Here is a 17,665-nt window from a genome sequence, read left to right on the forward strand (position 1 = left end):
GGTTTAGCTTTTGATCGTTTGACTTTTTTGCGTTTTCCCCAGGCTTGGCACAAAACGGTATGATTTTTTTATGCTTAAAAAAAGGTTAGAGGGGGGTCTGGGGGGAGAAGTTCTCTGTCTCTCCCCAGGGTTTTGCTTTTGATCTTTTGACTTTTTTGCTTTTAGGCTCGCCCTTCGCTAGGGGAGCTTACAGGCCGTTTTTTTGGCCTGTAAGCGACCAGCGAGCCAGCCTTTTAATCCCCTCTGGGGGGTCCCTTGAGGCTTTTTTCAAGGGATCGCCCAGAGGGGATGCCCAATGCCCCAGCGGGGGTTAGGTCTGAGCTGTGGTTGGGGGATGTATCGGTTTTACTCCCCCAGCGGCTGTGTGCCCAGGTTCCCCCCCAGCGGCTGTGTGCCCAGGTTTTTACTCCAGCCACCATGTGCCCAACCGCCCGCCACGCTGGCGCGTGACATCGCTACCCTACGCCCCGTACCGCTCCCCTACAAAACCCCTGCTCGCTTAAAAAAATCCCTGCACCCTTGCTCCATCGGTACGGGGCTTTACAAAAGATCAAAAGATTAAAAAAGTCAAAAGATCTCAGGGCTTCGCCCCGAACCCCACTGGGCGCTGCCCAGACCCGGCAGGGCGCCGCCCTGCACCCGCTGGGTGGGCAAGCAGAGCTTCCCCCCAGACCCCCCAATCCCTTTTAATAATGGGACTCCCTGGGCATAAAGGCATTCAAGATCACTCAAATATGCCCTCTACCACATCGGCCCGTGCGCGGCTTCCCCCCCCAGCGCCCATGTGCCCAACCGCCCGCCACGCTGGCGCGTGACATCGCTACCCTACGCCCCGTACCGCTCCCCTATAAAACCCCTGCTCGCTTAAAAAAATCCCTGCACCCTTGCTCCATCGGTACGGGGCTTTACAAAAGATCAAAAGATCTCAGGGCTTCGCCCCGAACCCCACTGGGCGCTGCCCAGACCCGGCAGGGCGCCGCCCTGCACCCGCTGGGTGGGCAAGCAGAGCTTCCCCCCAGACCCCCCAATCCCTTTTAATAATGAGACTCCCTGGGCATAAAGGCATTCAAGATCACTCGAATACACACCCCCCTACCATACCCACGCTCTAAAAATGCGTCCAACCACTCTGCGCAATACTCAATACCTCCCCACCCTGACGCACCACAACCCCAGGCCGCTCCCCAACCCCCACAACCTCACCAATCTCAACCAACGAAACCCCAACCTGATGCACAATCTTCTCTACCTGATCCGCCGCCCCAGGCGATATGGCAAATAATAACTCATAATCCTCACCACCCGTTAACGCCAACTCCAACGCACTACGCCCATACTGAGCAATCACACGCTGCGCCGACTCCGAAAACGGTAACTTCTCCACATCCACCACCGCACTAACCTGAGACGCCTCACAAATATGCTGCAAATCCGCAAGCAAACCATCCGATACATCAATACACGCATGCGCCAACGCCGCATCCTGTAACGCCATGCCTAACTGAATACGTGGCTCTGGTAAATGATGACGACGACTTAAATAACTCACATCATCCGCCAACATAGCAGGCAACTTACCCAATAAATGCGCCAAACCAAACGCCGAATCCCCCAACGTGCCAGAAAGATAAAGACGATCCCCAACCTGCGCCCCCGAACGCGCCACCGCACGATGCTGACCAATCAAACCCAACATCTGTACCGTAATCACAATCTTCGCATTCGAACGGACCGTGTCCCCACCAACCAATGCCACGTGAAACATCTCCGAAGCCGCCTTAACCCCACGCGCAAACTCCTCCAACCAACTCTGCGAAGTGCGATTAGGTACCGCCATCGACAGCAAATACCAACGAGGTAATCCACCCATCGCCGCAATGTCCGAAAGATTAACCGCTAACGCCTTCTGACCCAATAAATAAGGATCCGCATCACTGCTAAAATGTATCCCCTCAACCATCGTGTCCGTGGTCGCTAATAAATCCTGCGTGCGCGGTACCACCAAACAGGCCGCATCATCCCCAATACCAAGCTGTACACCCTCCCCCTGCTTAGACTGAATCGGCGCAAAAATATGCTGAATCACCCCAAACTCACCCAGATTGGCAACGCTCTTATCACCCATCTCTAGGACTCCTGTGTATCCCACACCCGCATAGGCGCAGCATCTTCTTCACGTACCAAATTGGCGACCTTGTCCATCACACCGTTAACAAAACGGCTGGACTCCTCCCCACCAAAACGCTTGGATAACTCAATCGCCTCGTTAAGGATCACCCGATGCGGTACCTCCGGCTGCTTGAGTAACTCATAAATACCCAACCGTAAAATATTATGGTCCACCACCGAAAAACGATCCATCGACCAAGCCGCACCCGCACGCCCAATCCAGCTATCCAAAACCTCCCGCTCGGCCTCAACCCCCAACGTCAGCTGGCTAAAATAATCCTGATCCATCCCCTCCGAATGCGGATCCTCCAGCATATTCCGTAGCGCTGGCCCCACCGGATCATGGGCAATCTCACAGCCATACAATACCTGTAAGGCAATCTCACGAGATTTGCTGCGTCCACCCCGACGCATGGTGTTGCGGGATTTGCCCGACTTGTCCGATTTATGCGCCATTCCCGATCCTTACATACCATCCAGAAGATTGATCATCTCAATAACAGAAATGGTCGCTTCCCAACCCTTGTTGCCCGCCTTGGTCCCCGCCCGATCAATGGCTTGCTCCACCGTATCCGTGGTCAAAACACCAAAACCAATGGGCATATCATAGGCCAAACTAATCGAAGCAACTCCCTTCGTTACCTCCGACGAAACATAATCAAAATGAGGCGTCGAACCACGTATTACCGCACCCAAACAGACAATACCATCATATTTGCCACTCTTAGCCGCCTTCTGCGCCACCAACGGTAGCTCAAAGGCACCCGGTACCCGCGCAACCGTAATATCCTCACGCTTGCCACCATGACGCACAATGCAATCAATCGCCCCTTCCAACAAACGCTCGGTAATAAAGCTGTTAAAACGGGACAAAAGCAGGCAGAACTTCTTGCCATCAACGGTCAGATGACCCTCCAGCTCAATAATATCGCCCATGTCCTCTCCTTCTCGTCGTTAAGATTCGTTGGATTCCGGGAACTGCCGTAGCATATGCCCCAACTTGTGCTTCTTGGCCCGTAAATAGCGCTCGTTGGTCATGCCCGATTTAATCTCCAACGGAACCCGATCCACCACATCCAGACCATATCCTGTCAAACCCACAATCTTTTTCGGATTGTTGGTCATCAATTTCATATGGGTTACACCCAGATCCTTCAAAATCTGCGCACCAATACCATAATCCCGCAAATCCGCAGAAAAACCCAAAGCCTCGTTGGCCTCAACCGTATCCTGCCCCTCATCCTGCAAATTGTAAGCATGCATCTTGTTGATCAATCCAATACCGCGCCCCTCCTGCCGCAGATAGACAATCACACCCCGCCCCTCTTGACCAATCTGCTCCATCGCCGCCTGTAACTGGGGACCACAATCACACCGCAACGAACCAAACATATCCCCCGTCAAACACTCCGAATGCACCCGTACCAACACCGGCGAACCATCATCCACATTGCCCTTAACCAACGCCACATGCTGGTGTTGATCCACATCATTGGTATAGGCCACCAATTTCCACTCACCACCATAGGCACTCGGTAGCCGTGTCTCCACCGCACGATGCACCAATTGTTCAGTCTGACGACGATAGGCAATCAAATCCGCAATGGTCCCCAGTTTGATCCCCATCTGCTTGGCCAACGGAATCAAATCCGGCACCCGCGCCATGGTGCCGTCATCCTTCAAAATCTCGCAAATCACCGCCGCCGGCTTTAAACCACTCAGCCGTGCCAAATCCACCGAAGCCTCTGTGTGACCAGCCCGCACCAAAACCCCACCATCCTTAGCCACCAGTGGAAAAACATGACCCGGACGCGATATATCCTCCGGGCCGCTGGTGTCCGCAATGGCGGCCTCAATGGTACGCGCCCGATCCTGCGCCGAAATGCCCGTCGTAACCCCTACCTTAGCCTCAATGGAGACCGTAAAGGCGGTCTTAAACTTGGCGTCATTATCCACCACCATTAAAGGCAGTTGTAGCTTCTCGACCCGTGCCTGCGTCAGGGAGAGGCAAATCAAACCCCGACCATGCTTGGTCATAAAGTTAACCGCTGGCGCGTCGCAAAACTCCGCCGCAACAATCAGGTCGCCCTCATTTTCACGGTTCTCATCATCAACCAAGATAACCATCTTACCTTGGCGAAAATCTTCCAGTATTTCCGTAATGGAATTGAAATCGGACATAGTACCGTCTTTAAGCAAATCCGCGCTCTTTTAAGAACGCTTCCGTGATGCCGTGGTCGCTACCCTTAACCGCGCAGTTGCCACCCCGACGTAAGAGCCGCTCAACATAACGACCCAAGAGATCTGTCTCTACATTCACCCGACCGCCCACCGCAAGCCCGCCCAAGGTGGTCTTGCGCTGTGTCAGCGGAATAACATTGATCGAAAACCGTGTGGCATCCTCACCATCGGCAACCTGATTGACCGTTAAGCTAATCCCGTCAATGGCTATAGAGCCCTTGGGTATAATATAGCGCCCAATCTCTCCCGGCACACGGAACCAAAGTTCCATCGAACCGCCACGGGGCTGCTGCGACTCCAACCACCCCACCGCGTCCACATGGCCCTGCACCAAATGCCCGTCCAGACGCCCCCCCATGCGCAGGGCGCGTTCCAGATTAACCGCAGCACCCACCTGTAGGGCAGCAAACGTGGTTTTGGCAACAGACTCCTGAGAAACTTCCACCGTAAACTGACGACCCGCCATCTGCGTCACCGTCAAACAGGCACCACTTACCGCAATAGAGTCCCCCAACTTAACCTCAGCCATGGGCAGATCACTCTGCACAGAAAGTTGCCACTCACCATGACCCTTTCTCAGCGCCGCCACCTGACCAACCGTCTCAATTAATCCTGTAAACATGGTTCGCGCTCTCCATTGAAACAGGCTATCCATGCCCCAGATCGTGGATCATCCACCCTACAACGGCAACAACCATGCAAGGTAAATCTATAAAAAGAACCGTTCAACACGACCCATCGCCGCGATTATCCTCCAAATGAGGATAAAATAGAAAGAAAACCCCACCAAACCCGCCGCCAAATATGGCTCAGTTGGGCATCCTCCCCCTTAGCCTTCGGTGGCACCATACACCACGCAGCCCTCAACCAACAGATCCCCATCCAGCGAGGTCAGGGTAACATGGTCCAATCGCGGTGCTTCCGTCAATTTAGCCGCCCCCAAGCTATCCAATATACCCGACGCCTCACGTCCACCAATCAACATCGGGGCCATGAACAGCGCAATCCGGTCCACCAGCCTTTTGTCCAATAAAGCACCGGATAATACACCACCAGCCTCAGCCAACACGCTGGTAATCTCGCGCTTCGCCAATTTTTCCATCAGATCGTAAAGATCTACCCGTCCTGTATCATCCTCGGCGCACATGATCACCTCAACGCCGGGCAGCAAAGCAAACAGCGCACGCTTCTCCTCTGGAGCCCGTAAGGTGGTGGCCACCCATACCGGCGCGGTGGAGTCAGGATTGATAACCCCCGCATTTTCAGAAAGTTTTAAGCTGCTGTCCACCACAACCCGGATTGGATCCCGTCCCCCCTTTAACCGGCAGGTAAGTCGTGGATCATCCGCCAGCACGGTTTGAATGCCGGTTAAAATCACATCATGGGTATCGCGCAAACGGTGGCCTCGTTTACGGGCAGCTTCGCCAGTAATCCACTGGCTATGGCGCTCGCGGGTAGCGGTTTTACCATCCAGAGAGGCCGCCGATTTCAGCGTAACCATGGGTCGATTGTGCAAAATACGGGTAATAAACGGACGGATCAACATCTGGGCGGCTTCTTCCCGCACCCCTACCTGCACCACCACCCCCGCCTGTTTCAAGCGTTGAAAACCCTGACCAGAGACCAGCGGATTCGGATCTTCCATGGCAGCCACCACCCGCCGAATGCCTGCTTTAATCAGCCCTTCACAGCAGGGTGGTGTGCGGCCATGATGACTGCATGGTTCCAGGGTCACATAAGCGGTAGCCCCACGGGCCGCCTCGCCGGCCATACGCAGAGCCTCAACCTCAGCATGGGGGCCGCCAGCCTTGCGGTGCCACCCTCTGCCGATGATGCGATCCTCTTTTACAATCACACAGCCCACGGTAGGGTTGGGTCGTGTGCGCCCTAGGCCGCGTGCGGCCAAACGTAAGGCGTGGTCCATATAGGCGCGATCTTTACCAGCATCGGGTTTGGCCATGATCTCTACCCTCAGACGGTGGCGATATTGGAACCGGAATGATACAAAGCGGTGGTAAGATATGGCTAGGCATCCATACAACCAGCAGCCCAGCACCCCATGAATGGCTCAGGGTAGGGGACGCATTTAGCCCAATTCAACAGACCAAATGCGCCGCCTTATGTGATGAAGATCCCTGTTAAATGTCTGCGTAGATTGGGAATTTTTGGCACAAAGCATCCACTTCTTTATGCACCTCAGCCTCAATGGCCGGATCTCCCGCACCGCCGCTGGCTGCTACCGCATCCACCACCCGCACGATCAGGCGACCCACCGCACGAAAGGCCTCTTCATCAAATCCACGGGTGGTCGCAGCGGGGGTACCAAGGCGTACACCCGAGGTGATGAAAGGACTGCGTGGATCGTTGGGGATGGCGTTTTTATTACAGGTTAGACCTGCCCGCTCCAACGCATGTTCCGTATCTTTGCCGGTGATATCGCGGCTGGTAAGATCCACCAACATAAGATGGTTGTCTGTCCCGCCGGAGACGATACGCAGTCCCCCCTCCACCAATACCTCAGCCAAGGCGACAGCATTTTTACGCACCTGTTGAGTGTAGATCTTAAATTCAGGTGAGAGCGCCTCTTTAAAAGCCACCGCTTTAGCGGCAATCACATGCATCAACGGGCCACCCTGAATACCGGGGAAGATCTTGGAGTTGATCTTTTTCGCCAGCTCTTCATCGTTGGTTAAAATCATACCGCCACGGGGACCGCGCAGGGTCTTATGGGTGGTGGTGGTCACAATATCGGCATGGGGGAAGGGGCTGGGGTGTTCGCCGGTGGCCACTAAACCGGCAAAGTGCGCCATATCCACCACCAGTTTGGCACCCACGGCATCGCAGATTTCACGAAATTTGGCAAAATCAATGATACGGCTGTAGGCCGAGGCACCCGCAACGATAATGGCGGGTTTATGCTCCATGGCCAAGGCTTGCACCTGATCAAAGTCGATGCGCTCAGACTCTCCATTCAAGCCATACTGCACCGCATTGTAGATCTGGCCGGAAAAGTTAACCTTGGCACCGTGGGTCAAATGTCCACCATGGGCCAGCGACATGCCCAGGATGGTGGAACCCGCCGGGGCAATGGCCATAAAGGCTGCCATGTTGGCCTGGGAACCGGAGTGGGGTTGAACGTTGGCGTAGGCGCAACCAAAGAGCTGCTTGGCCCGTTCGATGGCCAGTACCTCCACCTTATCCACAAACTCACAACCGCCATAATAGCGTTTGGCGGGGTAGCCTTCGGCATACTTATTGGTCATGACGCTGCCCTGAGCGGCCATCACCGCCGGGCTGACAATATTTTCCGAAGCGATCAGTTCGATCTGATGGCGCTGACGCCCCAGTTCCTCATCAATGGCGGATTGCACTTCAGGATCGAAGCTTTTCAGGTCGGCAGTATTCATGATGGATCAGGTCCTTCCCACAACGTAGGGCATGTTGGTTTTGAGTATGCTATGTAAAACCCGGTTTTTATACCTCACGGGCGTTGGATTCAATTTTGTCCAGTCGGCGCTGATGGCGTCCCCCGGCATAGGGGGTATCCAGCCAGAGGTCGAGCATCTCTTCGGCCACCGCAGGACCGGTGGTACGACCACCCAGCACCAACACGTTGGCGTCATTATGTTCACGGCACAGACGGGCGGTGTAGGCATCATGGCAGAGTGCCGCGCGAATACCGGCAAAGCGGTTGGCGGCAATGGAGATCCCGATGCCGGTACCGCACAACAGCACGCCACGATCGCCAGCACTGGCCAGCACCGCTTTACACAGGGTAGCGGCATAATCGGGGTAGTCTACCGAGGTCGTTCCATCACAGCCCAGGTCCACCAGCTCGACACGATCCCGTTTGGCCAAGTACGCCATAAGGTGCTGTTTCAGCTCGCTGGCGCCATGGTCGCAGGCAAAAAAAATGCGCATGTTAAGGCTGCTCCGTGGTTAAGGAGATGTTTTGCAGACCGCACATTATAGCGAAAAAAGCCCAAGATAACATCGACAATCACATACGTGAACGATTTACACCATCTTTCAATGGGATAACTTAGGCACGGTGATGGGCTGAGATGATTTTAAAGACCAAAACACAGGAAGCTCAAGAGCCCTCCGTACAAAATGTTGCGGACGCACATTTTGGCCGCTGATCCATCGCTGGCCGTGCCCCCGCTCGGGCAAACATGCTACCCTCATGGCTTTGGGGTTCATTTTCTTTAATGAGGGTCATAATACCATGCCGCCTACCAAACACCCTCTTTCCGTGGCCTATGTCAACAGCATCGACCTGCCGGATAATCGACGGGCCCATGCCATGCAGATGCTTAAAAATGGACAGGCTTGGTCCCAGTGCGTGGAGCAATTTGAATTTATTACCAATGTCTGGTGGCATAATCGCAACCGCCTAACCGTTGAAAATATGGCGGCCTTTTATGGACTAACCCACCCCTTTACCCTAATCCCCTATCCCCTGCGCCGTTTAGAGCAGTCGCAATATCGTTGGCTGCGTGAGCTCTATTTTCAATTGGCCGCTTGGCGTTGTAAGCGCAAACGGGTTGATCTGGTCTATACCCGCACCTATCCCCTGCTGGCATACACGCTGAAATTGGGTATCCCTACCGTGGTGGAAACCCACAGCCCACCTGGTCGAAATGAAGAGGCTGACGCCATGCTGAGTCTGGCCGACCATCCAAATTTAGTGGCCTTGACCACCATCTCCGAACCTTTGGCTGAGAGGTATCGTGCCTTTGGCGTGCCCGCCGATAAAATCATGGTGCTGCCCGATGGGGTGGATTTGGAACGCTTTGAACCGGCCCTAACCCTTGCCGAAGCACGACAGCAGTTGGGCCTGCCCCTTAATCAGAGCATCGCGACCTATGTGGGGCACCTCTACGAGGGACGCGGCATTGATACCCTGCTGAGTGCGGCACTCAAGCAACCCAAGGTGCTGTTTTTAATTGTTGGTGGTTATGCCAAGGATATGGAGCGCTGGCAGCATCGTGCCGCGCAGATGGGGCTGGAAAACGTACGCTTTGAAGGCTTTGTGGCCAATGAACGGGTGCCGCTCTATCTATGGGCAGGGGATGTTCTGGTCATGCCCTACGGCAACGCTTGTACCACCACCGAGTGGATGTCGCCTCTAAAACTGTTTGAATACATGGCGGCCGGTCGGCCCATTATTGCATCGGATTTCCCCATTTTGCGGGAGGTACTTGAGAATGGGAAAAACGGCCTACTGGTTCCACCAGATGATGGCGAGGCGTTGGCCGCAGCCATGGATGCGTTGCTGGCCGATGCACCAAGGCGGCAGGCACTGGGGGCGGCGGCTCTGCACCAAGTAAGGCCATACAGTTGGGTCAATCGGGTGGAGCAGGTTATCAACCGCTTTAATCGCTATGGCCAATGAAGGTTGCGTTTGGGGGGTTGATGCGGCTCCAGGGTCGCGGCCTCTGGTGGGGTCGTAGGGCAAAGTCCCTCGTGGGCTCTGGGGCGAAGAGCCCGGAGGCGTAACCGTATGCCCCAGCAATGACACGCTGATTGGCGCCTTTGTTGGCCCATATGAGACCCCTTGAAAAAAGGCCCATCGGTTAGGATGGGCCTTTTTTTATTCAGATATGCAGGAGCATAGCTTATTCAGCGGCATTGGCCTTTTCCAGCGCTTGGCTGAGCGCCTCACCCAAGCTGCTGGTGGCGGCACTGCTGCTATCACTGGCATACTCTTTAATGGCATCGCGCTCTTGCTGCACTTCCATCGCTTTGATGGAGAGGGAGATTTTGCGCTTCTGACGGTCAACCTGCATCACACGACACTCAACTTCGGTCTCCAGTGTCAGGTTGGTACCCTCACGGTCATCCTGAGAGAACTCCGCCTTGCGGATGTGACCATCCACTTCGTCGGCCAGTTGCACCAGCACGCCGGAGCTCAGGACCTCTTTAACCTTACCCATCACAACGTTACCCTTGGGATTGGCATCTACCCACTGACCCCAAGCATCGGGTTGGGCTTGCTTCAGACCCAAGGAGATACGCTCCTTATCGGGATCCAGGGAGAGCACCATGGCTTCAACTTCTTGGCCCTTCTGGAAATCTTTCAGCACCTCTTCACCAGCATTGGTGTCCCAGGTGATGTCAGAGAGGTGTACCAGACCATCAATGTCACCCTCCAGACCCACGAACAGGCCAAACTCGGTGATATTTTTGATCTCGCCTTTAACCATGGCACCCACGGGGTGGCTGGTGGCAAAGGCTTCCCAGGGGTTCTCTTGGCACTGTTTGATACCCAGGGAGATACGGCGACGGTCGGCGTCCACATCCAGCACCATCACTTCAACAATCTGGTTAACTTCCAGAATTTTGGAGGGGTGAATGTTTTTCTTGGTCCAGGTCAGTTCAGAGACGTGGGCCAGACCCTCAACGCCGGGCTCCAGCTCAACAAACGAGCCGTAATCGGTGATGTTGGTGACATGACCGCTAAACTTGGCACCGGCGGGATATTTGGCCCCAATGCCTTCCCAGGGATCAATCAGCAGTTGCTTCATACCCAGGGAGATACGCTGCGTGTCGGAATTAAACTTGATAACCTGCACCGTCACGGTATCGCCAACATTGACCACGGCGGAAGGATGTTTAACACGTTTCCAGGACATGTCGGTGATGTGTAGCAGACCGTCAAGACCACCCAGATCCACGAACGCGCCGTAGTCGGTGATGTTCTTAACAATACCGTCGAGCACCATACCTTCGTGCAGTGTCTCCAGCAGTGCGGAGCGAGCATTTTCACGATGCTTCTCGATAACGGTACGACGGGAGACAACAATATTGCCACGACGACGATCCATTTTGAGAATATCGAAAGGCTGGGTCTCTTCTTGCAGACGGGAGATGTCGTGAACGGGACGCACATCCACCTGGGAACCAGGTAGGAAAGCGGCCAGACCGCCCAGATCCACGGTGTAACCACCCTTGACCTTGCCCATGATGCGACCATCGACGGTTTTGCCATCGTTGAAAGCCTCTTCCAGAAGCACCCATGCCTCTTCGCGTTTGGCTTTTTCACGGCTCAGCACAGCCAGACCATTTTGGTCTTCGCAGCGCTCCACAAACACATCCACACTGTCGCCCACACCAATGGTCAACTGACCATCGGCATCATAAAATTCACGGATCGTGAGGCGTCCTTCAGACTTCAAGCCTACATCGATGATGAACTCATCACCTTCCCGCTGGATGATGGTCCCGGTAACGACGGAGCCCTCACGGCCCACACCTTTACTGAAGGACTCTTCCAACAGAGCTTCAAAATCTTCATCGGCAATATCATCAAGAATTAGATCGTCAGTCACGACTGGTTACCTCACGGATACAAAAAACGGTTAGGGTTGATCCCAGCCCAATTGGCCCATGCCAAGGGGGCTAAAACAGCAATACCAAAAGACAACCTGCCAGGGTTGACATTCGGTCTGTTCATAGACAACGAAAACCGAACCCTCTGTTCAGTGCGGACGGCACCATTCAGATGATTCGGCTTAAAAACAATCCCTACACGACACGCCCTCGGCCCAAAACCAAGCCAAAAAGAGAGGGGATTCACACCGTTGGGATATTGACCAATCTGTGCCACGCTTGATGGGCAAAAGCCCATCCAGAATACCCAGAGAGGTCAACTATGTATGCCACGGGGGCTGGGTTTTTTCGTTTGGGCTTCGTTACGGCTTTTCCAGTAACGAAGCGACCAGCCGCGCCACCGTCTCGATACTTTCCGTTTGGCTTAGGTAGGTGGTATCGACGGTTTGGGCATCGGGCGCAGCCGCCAAAGGTGCGGTAGCCCGGCTTTGATCCCTGGCATCCCGTTCTTCTATGCGACTCTTTATCCGATCCATACTAACAGATTCACCTTTACCTTGCAACTCCAAAGTACGTCTTTGGGCGCGGGCTTGTAGCGAGGCGGTCAAATATATTTTCAGGTCGGCATCGGGCAGGACGACGGTGCCCACATCGCGCCCGTCTAGGATGACGCTTTGGGGGCTACCGTAGTTGCGTTGAAAATCCAGCAGGGCGGTACGCACGGCGGGCATGGCCGCGACCTGGGAGGCGGTTTCGCCTACCTGTTCGTCCCGTAGCTTGTTGGTGACTTCGGTCCCTTCTAAAAAGGCGTGGGCATCACCTTGGGCATCGACTTCAAAGCGAAAATCCATCTGAGCGGCCCATTGAGCCAGCGAAGTTTCCTCAAAATTCTCGCTATTTAGGGCATGTAAGGCCACGGCCCGGTAAATGGCCCCGGTATCCAGATAGGCCCATTGGTAACGTCTGGCCACGGCCCGGCAGACGGTACCTTTACCGGCACCGGCGGGGCCATCGACGGCGATGCGCAGGCGTTCAGCCATGGCTGACATCCTCCAATTGAAAACCAAGACTGTTCATTAATTGGGAAAAGCTGGGAAAGGAGGTATTGATATTATCGCAGCGTTGCACCAATACGGACTCTTTACAGCGCAGGCCGGCCACCAGCAGGCTCATGGCGATACGGTGGTCGGTAAAGGAGTCTACGCTGGCCCCACCGGCCAGACCGTCGGGATTTCCGGTAATAAGTGCGCCATCGGGGCGTTCTTCTATGATGGCACCTAGGGCTTTAAGACCGTTGGCCATGGCGGTGATGCGGTCGCTCTCTTTAACGCGCAGCTCTTCGGCGCCTTGCACCAGGGTTTGGCCTTGGGCGAGGGCGGCGGCTACAAAAAACACGGGGAACTCATCAATGGCACGGGGCACCACGGTGGGGTCTATCTCGATGCCTTGGAGTTGGGAGTAGCGCACCTGTAGGTCGGCCACGGGTTCGCCGCCAACTTCCCGTTCGTTGAGGCGTTGGATATTGCCGCCCATAGCCAGGAGCAGGTCGAGAATACCGGTACGGGTTGGGTTCATACCCACATTTTCCAGGATAATATCAGATCCTGGGGTGATAAGGGCGGCCACCATGGGGAAGGCGGCGGCGGAGATATCGGCGGGCACTTCGATCTCTTGGCCTTGCAGGTTGGGCCAGCCTTCGATGGTCACTTGGTTGCCATCGCGGGTCACTTCGGCACCGAAGGCGATGAGCATACGTTCGGTGTGGTCGCGGCTGACGGCGGGTTCAATGATGGTGGTTTCGCCGGCGGTATTGAGTCCGGCCAGGATAATGGCGGACTTCACTTGGGCCGAGGCGATGGGGCTATTGTAGGTAATGGGTACCAGTTCAGTGCCTTCGATGGCGAGGGGGGCCAGGCGGCCACCGTCGCGGCCACGGATGCGAGCGCCCATTTTGGTTAGGGGTTGCACTACGCGGCCCATGGGGCGGCTGCGTAGGGAGTGATCGCCGGTGAGGATAGAGTGAAAGGGTTGGCTGGCCAGCAGGCCGCACAGCAGGCGCATGGCGGTACCGGAGTTACCCATATCCAGCACGTCATCGGGTTCTTTTAGGCCGTCGAGTCCTTGGCCTTGGATGCGGTATTCACCTTCGTTGCAGCGTTCGATAGAGATACCCATGGTACGAAAGGCGGTGATGGTACGCAGCACATCTTCGCCTTCCAGCATGCCTTTAACGTGGGTTTCGCCTTCGGCCAGGGCGCCAAAGATCACGGAGCGGTGGGAGATGGATTTATCGGCGGCGGGGCGGATGGTGCCGGAGAGGTTTTGCGTGGCGCCGCTACGGATGGTGCGTCCGGGATGGGTGCTGGACATATAAGATGCCTTTGTATCTTAAAGATCTTACGATCGGGTTAGTGAAGAAATGGATTAAATTATCGGGGTATTGGTCATTTTTCTCCAGGGTTTTGTGGTCACCCGGATACCGCATATTTCATGGTTTTGACGATGAAGAAAAGGTTTTAAGGGGGGGCTGGGGGGAAAATTCTTTGCTGTTTTCACCAGGATTTTCATTTAATAAATATAAATATCAACAGGATATGCACATAATGTAATGGTAAAAGGTTAGGGTTTTTATGCTTAAAAAAAGGTTAGAGGGGGGTCTGGGGGGAGAAGTTCTCTGTTTCTCCCCAGGGTTTTGCTTTTGATCTTTTGACTTTTTTGCGTTTTCCCCAGGCTTGGCACAAAACGGTATGATTTTTTTATGCTTAAAAAAAGGTTAGAGGGGGGTCTGGGGGGAGAAGTTCTCTGTCTCTCCCCAGGCTTGGCACAAAACGGTATGATTTTTTTATGCTTAAAAAAAGGTTAGAGGGGGGTCTGGGGGGAGAAGTTCTCTGTCTCTCCCCAGGGTTTTGCTTTTGATCTTTTGATTTTTTTGCTTTTAGGCTCGCCCTTCGCTAGGGGAGCTTACAGGCCGTTTTTTTGGCCTGTAAGCGACCAGCGAGCCAGCCTTTTAATCCCCTCTGGGGGGTCCCTTGAGGCTTTTTTCAAGGGATCGCCCAGAGGGGATGCCCAATGCCCCAGCGGGGGTTAGGTCTGAGCTGTGGTTGGGGGATGTATCGGTTTTACTCCCCCAGCGGCTGTGTGCCCAGGTTCCCCCCCAGCGGCTGTGTGCCCAGGTTTTTACTCCAGCCACCATGTGCCCAACCGCCCGCCACGCTGGCGCGTGACATCGCTACCCTACGCCCCGTACCGCTCCCCTACAAAACCCCTGCTCTCTTAAAAAAATCCCTGCACCCTTGCTCCATCGGTACGGGGCTTTACAAAAGATCAAAAGATTAAAAAAGTCAAAAGATCTCAGGGCTTCGCCCCGAACCCCACTGGGCGCCGCCCAGACCCGGCAGGGCGCCGCCCTGCACCCGCTGGGCGGGCAAGCAGAGCTTCCCCCCAGACCCCCCAATCCCTTTTAATAATGGAACTCCCTGGGCATAAAAGCATTCAAGATCACTCAAATATGCCCTCTACCACATCGGCCCGTGCGCGGCTTCCCCCCCAGCGCCCATGTGCCCAACCGCCCGCCACGCTGGCGCGTGACATCGCTACCCTACGCCCCGTACCGCACCCCTACAAAACCCCTGCTCGCTTAAAAAAATCCCTGCACCCTTGCTCCATCGGTACGGGGCTTTACAAAAGATTAAAAAAGTCAAAAGATCTCAGGGCTTCGCCCCGAACCCCACTGGGCGCTGCCCAGACCCGGCAGGGCGCCGCCCTGCACCCGCTGGGCGGGCAAGCAGAGCTTCCCCCCAGACCCCCCAATCCCTTTTAATAATGGAACTCCCTGGGCATAAAAGCATTCAAGATCACTCAAATATGCCCTCTACCATAACCGCCCGTGCTAACTACTCCCCACGCAAAATTTTGTTCTCCTGCAAAATCCTCGCACGGGTATCCTTAGAACGCGCAAATATACCATACAATCCATCCGCATCCTCTTCCTCAACCCGCTTGGTCAACTTCTCCAAATCACTCTTAAAACGTCCCAAAATGGAAAGAATCGCATCCTTGTTCTCTAAACATATGTCCCGCCACATGGTCGGATCCGACGACGCAATGCGCGTAAAATCCCGAAAACCACTCGCCGCATACCGAAAAACCTCCGTGCGTAAATGATCCTCCAAATCCGATAAGGTGTTCACCACATTATACGCCATCAAATGCGGTAAATGACTCGTCGCCGCCAAAACCTGATCATGCCAATGCGGCTCCATGCTCTCAACCGTCGCACCCACCGACTCCCACATCTCCGTCACCAACTCCAACGCCCAACGCGGCGTAACCGAACTCGGTGTCAAAATCGTTCGCGCCCCATCAAATAACGATGCCAACGCCGCCTCAACCCCAGAATGCTCCCGCCCCGCAATAGGATGCCCCCCCACAAACGCACACCCCTCCGGCATCAACGCCTCACACCGCTCCACAATGCGCCCCTTCACCGAACCCACATCCGTAACCACCACACCCCTACCCAAACCCGCAACACAATCCTCCACCATCGACACAATCGTCGAAACCGGTGTCGCAATCAATACCAACGTCGCCCCCTCAACACCCCGCGCCGCATGCGTCTCAACACGATCAATAATACCCTGCTCCAACGCATAATCCAGCGACGCCCGACGCCGATCCACCCCCACAATCTCACCCACCAAATCACGCTTGCGTAACGCCTGCGCCAAAGATGCCCCAATCAACCCAACCCCAATCAAGGTCAGCCGCTTTATCAAAACAGACATGAGCCGCTCCTACAGCGCGTGTTGTGGATATGAGCCAAGAATCTTTACCGATACCCCAGATAACGCCCCCAGCGCCTCCAACGCAGCAGATACCCCCTCATCTTGACGATGCCCCTCCATATCAATAAAAAAAAGATAATCCCACGCCCGCTCCTGCGTAGGCCGCGACTCAATGCGGCTTAAATTAATGCCTCGCTCCGCAAAGACCCCAAGAATGCGATGCAAAAAACCAGGATCATCCAAAAATGAAACCATAATGCTCGTCTTGTCCGCACCCGAAGGGGCCGGACTCTCCCGACCCACCACCAAAAAACGATTCTCCAACCGCGCCTGATCCTCAATATGCTCCGCGATCACCACCAATCCATAACGATTGGCCGCAAAAGGACCACAAATCGCCCCCGCCCCCTCCTCCCGCCGAGCCCGCTCCGCCGCCTCCGCCGTCGAAGCAACCTCCACCCGCTTAACCTGCGGTAAATAGTGGCTAAGCCACTGCGCACACTGATCCAACGCACTAAAATGACCGTAAATGACCCGTACCTCACCCAATACCCCACCCCGAGCCAGTAAATTAAGCTCCACCGGCATCAAAACCTCACCACATATATTCAAAGGCGACCGCACAAAACGATCCAATGTATGAATCACCACCCCCTCCAGCGAATTCTCCACCGGAACCACCCCAAAATTGGCGCGACCAATCTCTACCTCGTGAAACACCTCGGTAATCGTACGGGTCGAAAACATCGTAAAAGCCGACCCAAACTGCTTCAACGCCGCCTCGTGCGTAAAAGTCGCCTCCGGCCCCAAATAGGCCACCGAAAGCTGCTTCTCCAAATTTAACGAAGCCGAAATAATCTCGCGAAAAATCCGATGCACCGCCTCCACCGGCAACGGCCCCCCATGCCGCCCCTCCAAACGACGATGGATCTGCGCCTCCCGCTCCGGCCGATAAAAAGGCGTACCCGCCGGCCCCTTGCCCTTAAGCTCCCCCACCCGCATCACCAGCTCAGCCCGCTTCATCAGCAGATCATGGATGCGATCATCAATGGCATCAATACCATCACGCAGCTCCACCAATGTGGAAGGGTTAAGATCTATCGGATCATGGGACATGGCAGGTCCATTACTTG

At 54.9% G+C, this 17,665-nt stretch carries 14 protein-coding genes; 1 reads left to right on the forward strand and 13 read right to left on the reverse strand.

The genetic code is table 11. The features are described 5' to 3' along the window. Positions 1-1,108 precede the first annotated feature (1,108 nt). The 8 genes from thiL to rpiB form a co-directional block, all read right to left on the reverse strand. Entirely contained in the window at positions 1,109-2,125 is a 1,017-nt protein-coding gene (thiL, locus tag MMC1_RS00840) for a thiamine-phosphate kinase (protein WP_011711863.1), read from the reverse strand. Positions 2,126-2,127: 2 nt separating this feature from the next. Further along, positions 2,128-2,625 carry a transcription antitermination factor NusB gene (gene nusB, locus MMC1_RS00845; protein ID WP_011711864.1) on the reverse strand — a complete coding sequence of 166 codons (498 nt, stop codon included), beginning with the start codon at positions 2,623-2,625 and terminating at the stop codon, positions 2,128-2,130. Positions 2,626-2,634: 9 nt separating this feature from the next. Next, positions 2,635-3,105: a 6,7-dimethyl-8-ribityllumazine synthase gene (gene ribH / locus MMC1_RS00850; RefSeq protein ID WP_011711865.1), complete on the reverse strand. Its 471-nt coding sequence runs from the start codon at positions 3,103-3,105 to the stop codon at positions 2,635-2,637. Positions 3,106-3,123: 18 nt separating this feature from the next. After that, positions 3,124-4,350, reverse strand: a complete 1,227-nt coding sequence (locus MMC1_RS00855; protein WP_011711866.1) for a bifunctional 3,4-dihydroxy-2-butanone-4-phosphate synthase/GTP cyclohydrolase II — start codon at positions 4,348-4,350, stop codon at positions 3,124-3,126. A gap of 10 nt (positions 4,351-4,360) precedes the next feature. Then, a complete protein-coding gene (locus MMC1_RS00860; protein WP_011711867.1) occupies positions 4,361-5,032 on the reverse strand; it encodes a riboflavin synthase in 672 nt (223 codons plus the stop codon). Between the two features lie 207 nt (positions 5,033-5,239). After that, the gene (gene ribD, locus MMC1_RS00865) at positions 5,240-6,370 is read right to left on the reverse strand and encodes a bifunctional diaminohydroxyphosphoribosylaminopyrimidine deaminase/5-amino-6-(5-phosphoribosylamino)uracil reductase RibD (RefSeq protein WP_011711868.1); all 1,131 of its coding nucleotides are present in this window, start codon (positions 6,368-6,370) and stop codon (positions 5,240-5,242) included. A 178-nt stretch (positions 6,371-6,548) separates the two neighbouring features. Then, positions 6,549-7,817 (reverse strand): serine hydroxymethyltransferase, encoded by a 1,269-nt coding sequence (gene glyA / locus MMC1_RS00870; protein ID WP_011711869.1) that lies wholly within the window; start codon positions 7,815-7,817, stop codon positions 6,549-6,551. Between the two features lie 67 nt (positions 7,818-7,884). Continuing rightward, complete coding sequence (gene rpiB, locus MMC1_RS00875; RefSeq protein ID WP_011711870.1) at positions 7,885-8,331, reverse strand: ribose 5-phosphate isomerase B; 447 nt, start codon at positions 8,329-8,331, stop codon at positions 7,885-7,887. Between the two features lie 307 nt (positions 8,332-8,638). Here rpiB and MMC1_RS00880 point away from each other — a divergent pair, with 307 nt between their 5' ends. Beyond that, complete coding sequence (locus MMC1_RS00880; protein ID WP_011711871.1) at positions 8,639-9,808, forward strand: glycosyltransferase; 1,170 nt, start codon at positions 8,639-8,641, stop codon at positions 9,806-9,808. A 223-nt stretch (positions 9,809-10,031) separates the two neighbouring features. Here MMC1_RS00880 and rpsA read toward each other — a convergent pair whose 3' ends face one another. The 5 genes from rpsA to pheA form a co-directional block, all read right to left on the reverse strand. Continuing rightward, the gene (gene rpsA, locus MMC1_RS00885; protein ID WP_011711872.1) at positions 10,032-11,744 is read right to left on the reverse strand and encodes a 30S ribosomal protein S1; all 1,713 of its coding nucleotides are present in this window, start codon (positions 11,742-11,744) and stop codon (positions 10,032-10,034) included. A 363-nt stretch (positions 11,745-12,107) separates the two neighbouring features. Beyond that, complete coding sequence (cmk, locus tag MMC1_RS00890) at positions 12,108-12,785, reverse strand: (d)CMP kinase (protein ID WP_011711873.1); 678 nt, start codon at positions 12,783-12,785, stop codon at positions 12,108-12,110. Then, positions 12,778-14,115, reverse strand: coding sequence for a 3-phosphoshikimate 1-carboxyvinyltransferase (gene aroA, locus MMC1_RS00895; protein WP_011711874.1), 1,338 nt, complete (start codon positions 14,113-14,115; stop codon positions 12,778-12,780). Before aroA ends, cmk begins: the two co-directional genes overlap by 8 nt. A gap of 1,523 nt (positions 14,116-15,638) precedes the next feature. After that, positions 15,639-16,532: a prephenate dehydrogenase gene (locus MMC1_RS00905; protein ID WP_011711875.1), complete on the reverse strand. Its 894-nt coding sequence runs from the start codon at positions 16,530-16,532 to the stop codon at positions 15,639-15,641. A 9-nt stretch (positions 16,533-16,541) separates the two neighbouring features. Next, the gene (pheA, locus tag MMC1_RS00910) at positions 16,542-17,648 is read right to left on the reverse strand and encodes a prephenate dehydratase (protein WP_011711876.1); all 1,107 of its coding nucleotides are present in this window, start codon (positions 17,646-17,648) and stop codon (positions 16,542-16,544) included. Between the last annotated feature and the right edge of the window lie 17 nt (positions 17,649-17,665).

The sequence above is a fragment of the Magnetococcus marinus MC-1 genome (assembly GCF_000014865.1).
GTDB classification, from domain to species: domain Bacteria; phylum Pseudomonadota; class Magnetococcia; order Magnetococcales; family Magnetococcaceae; genus Magnetococcus; species Magnetococcus marinus.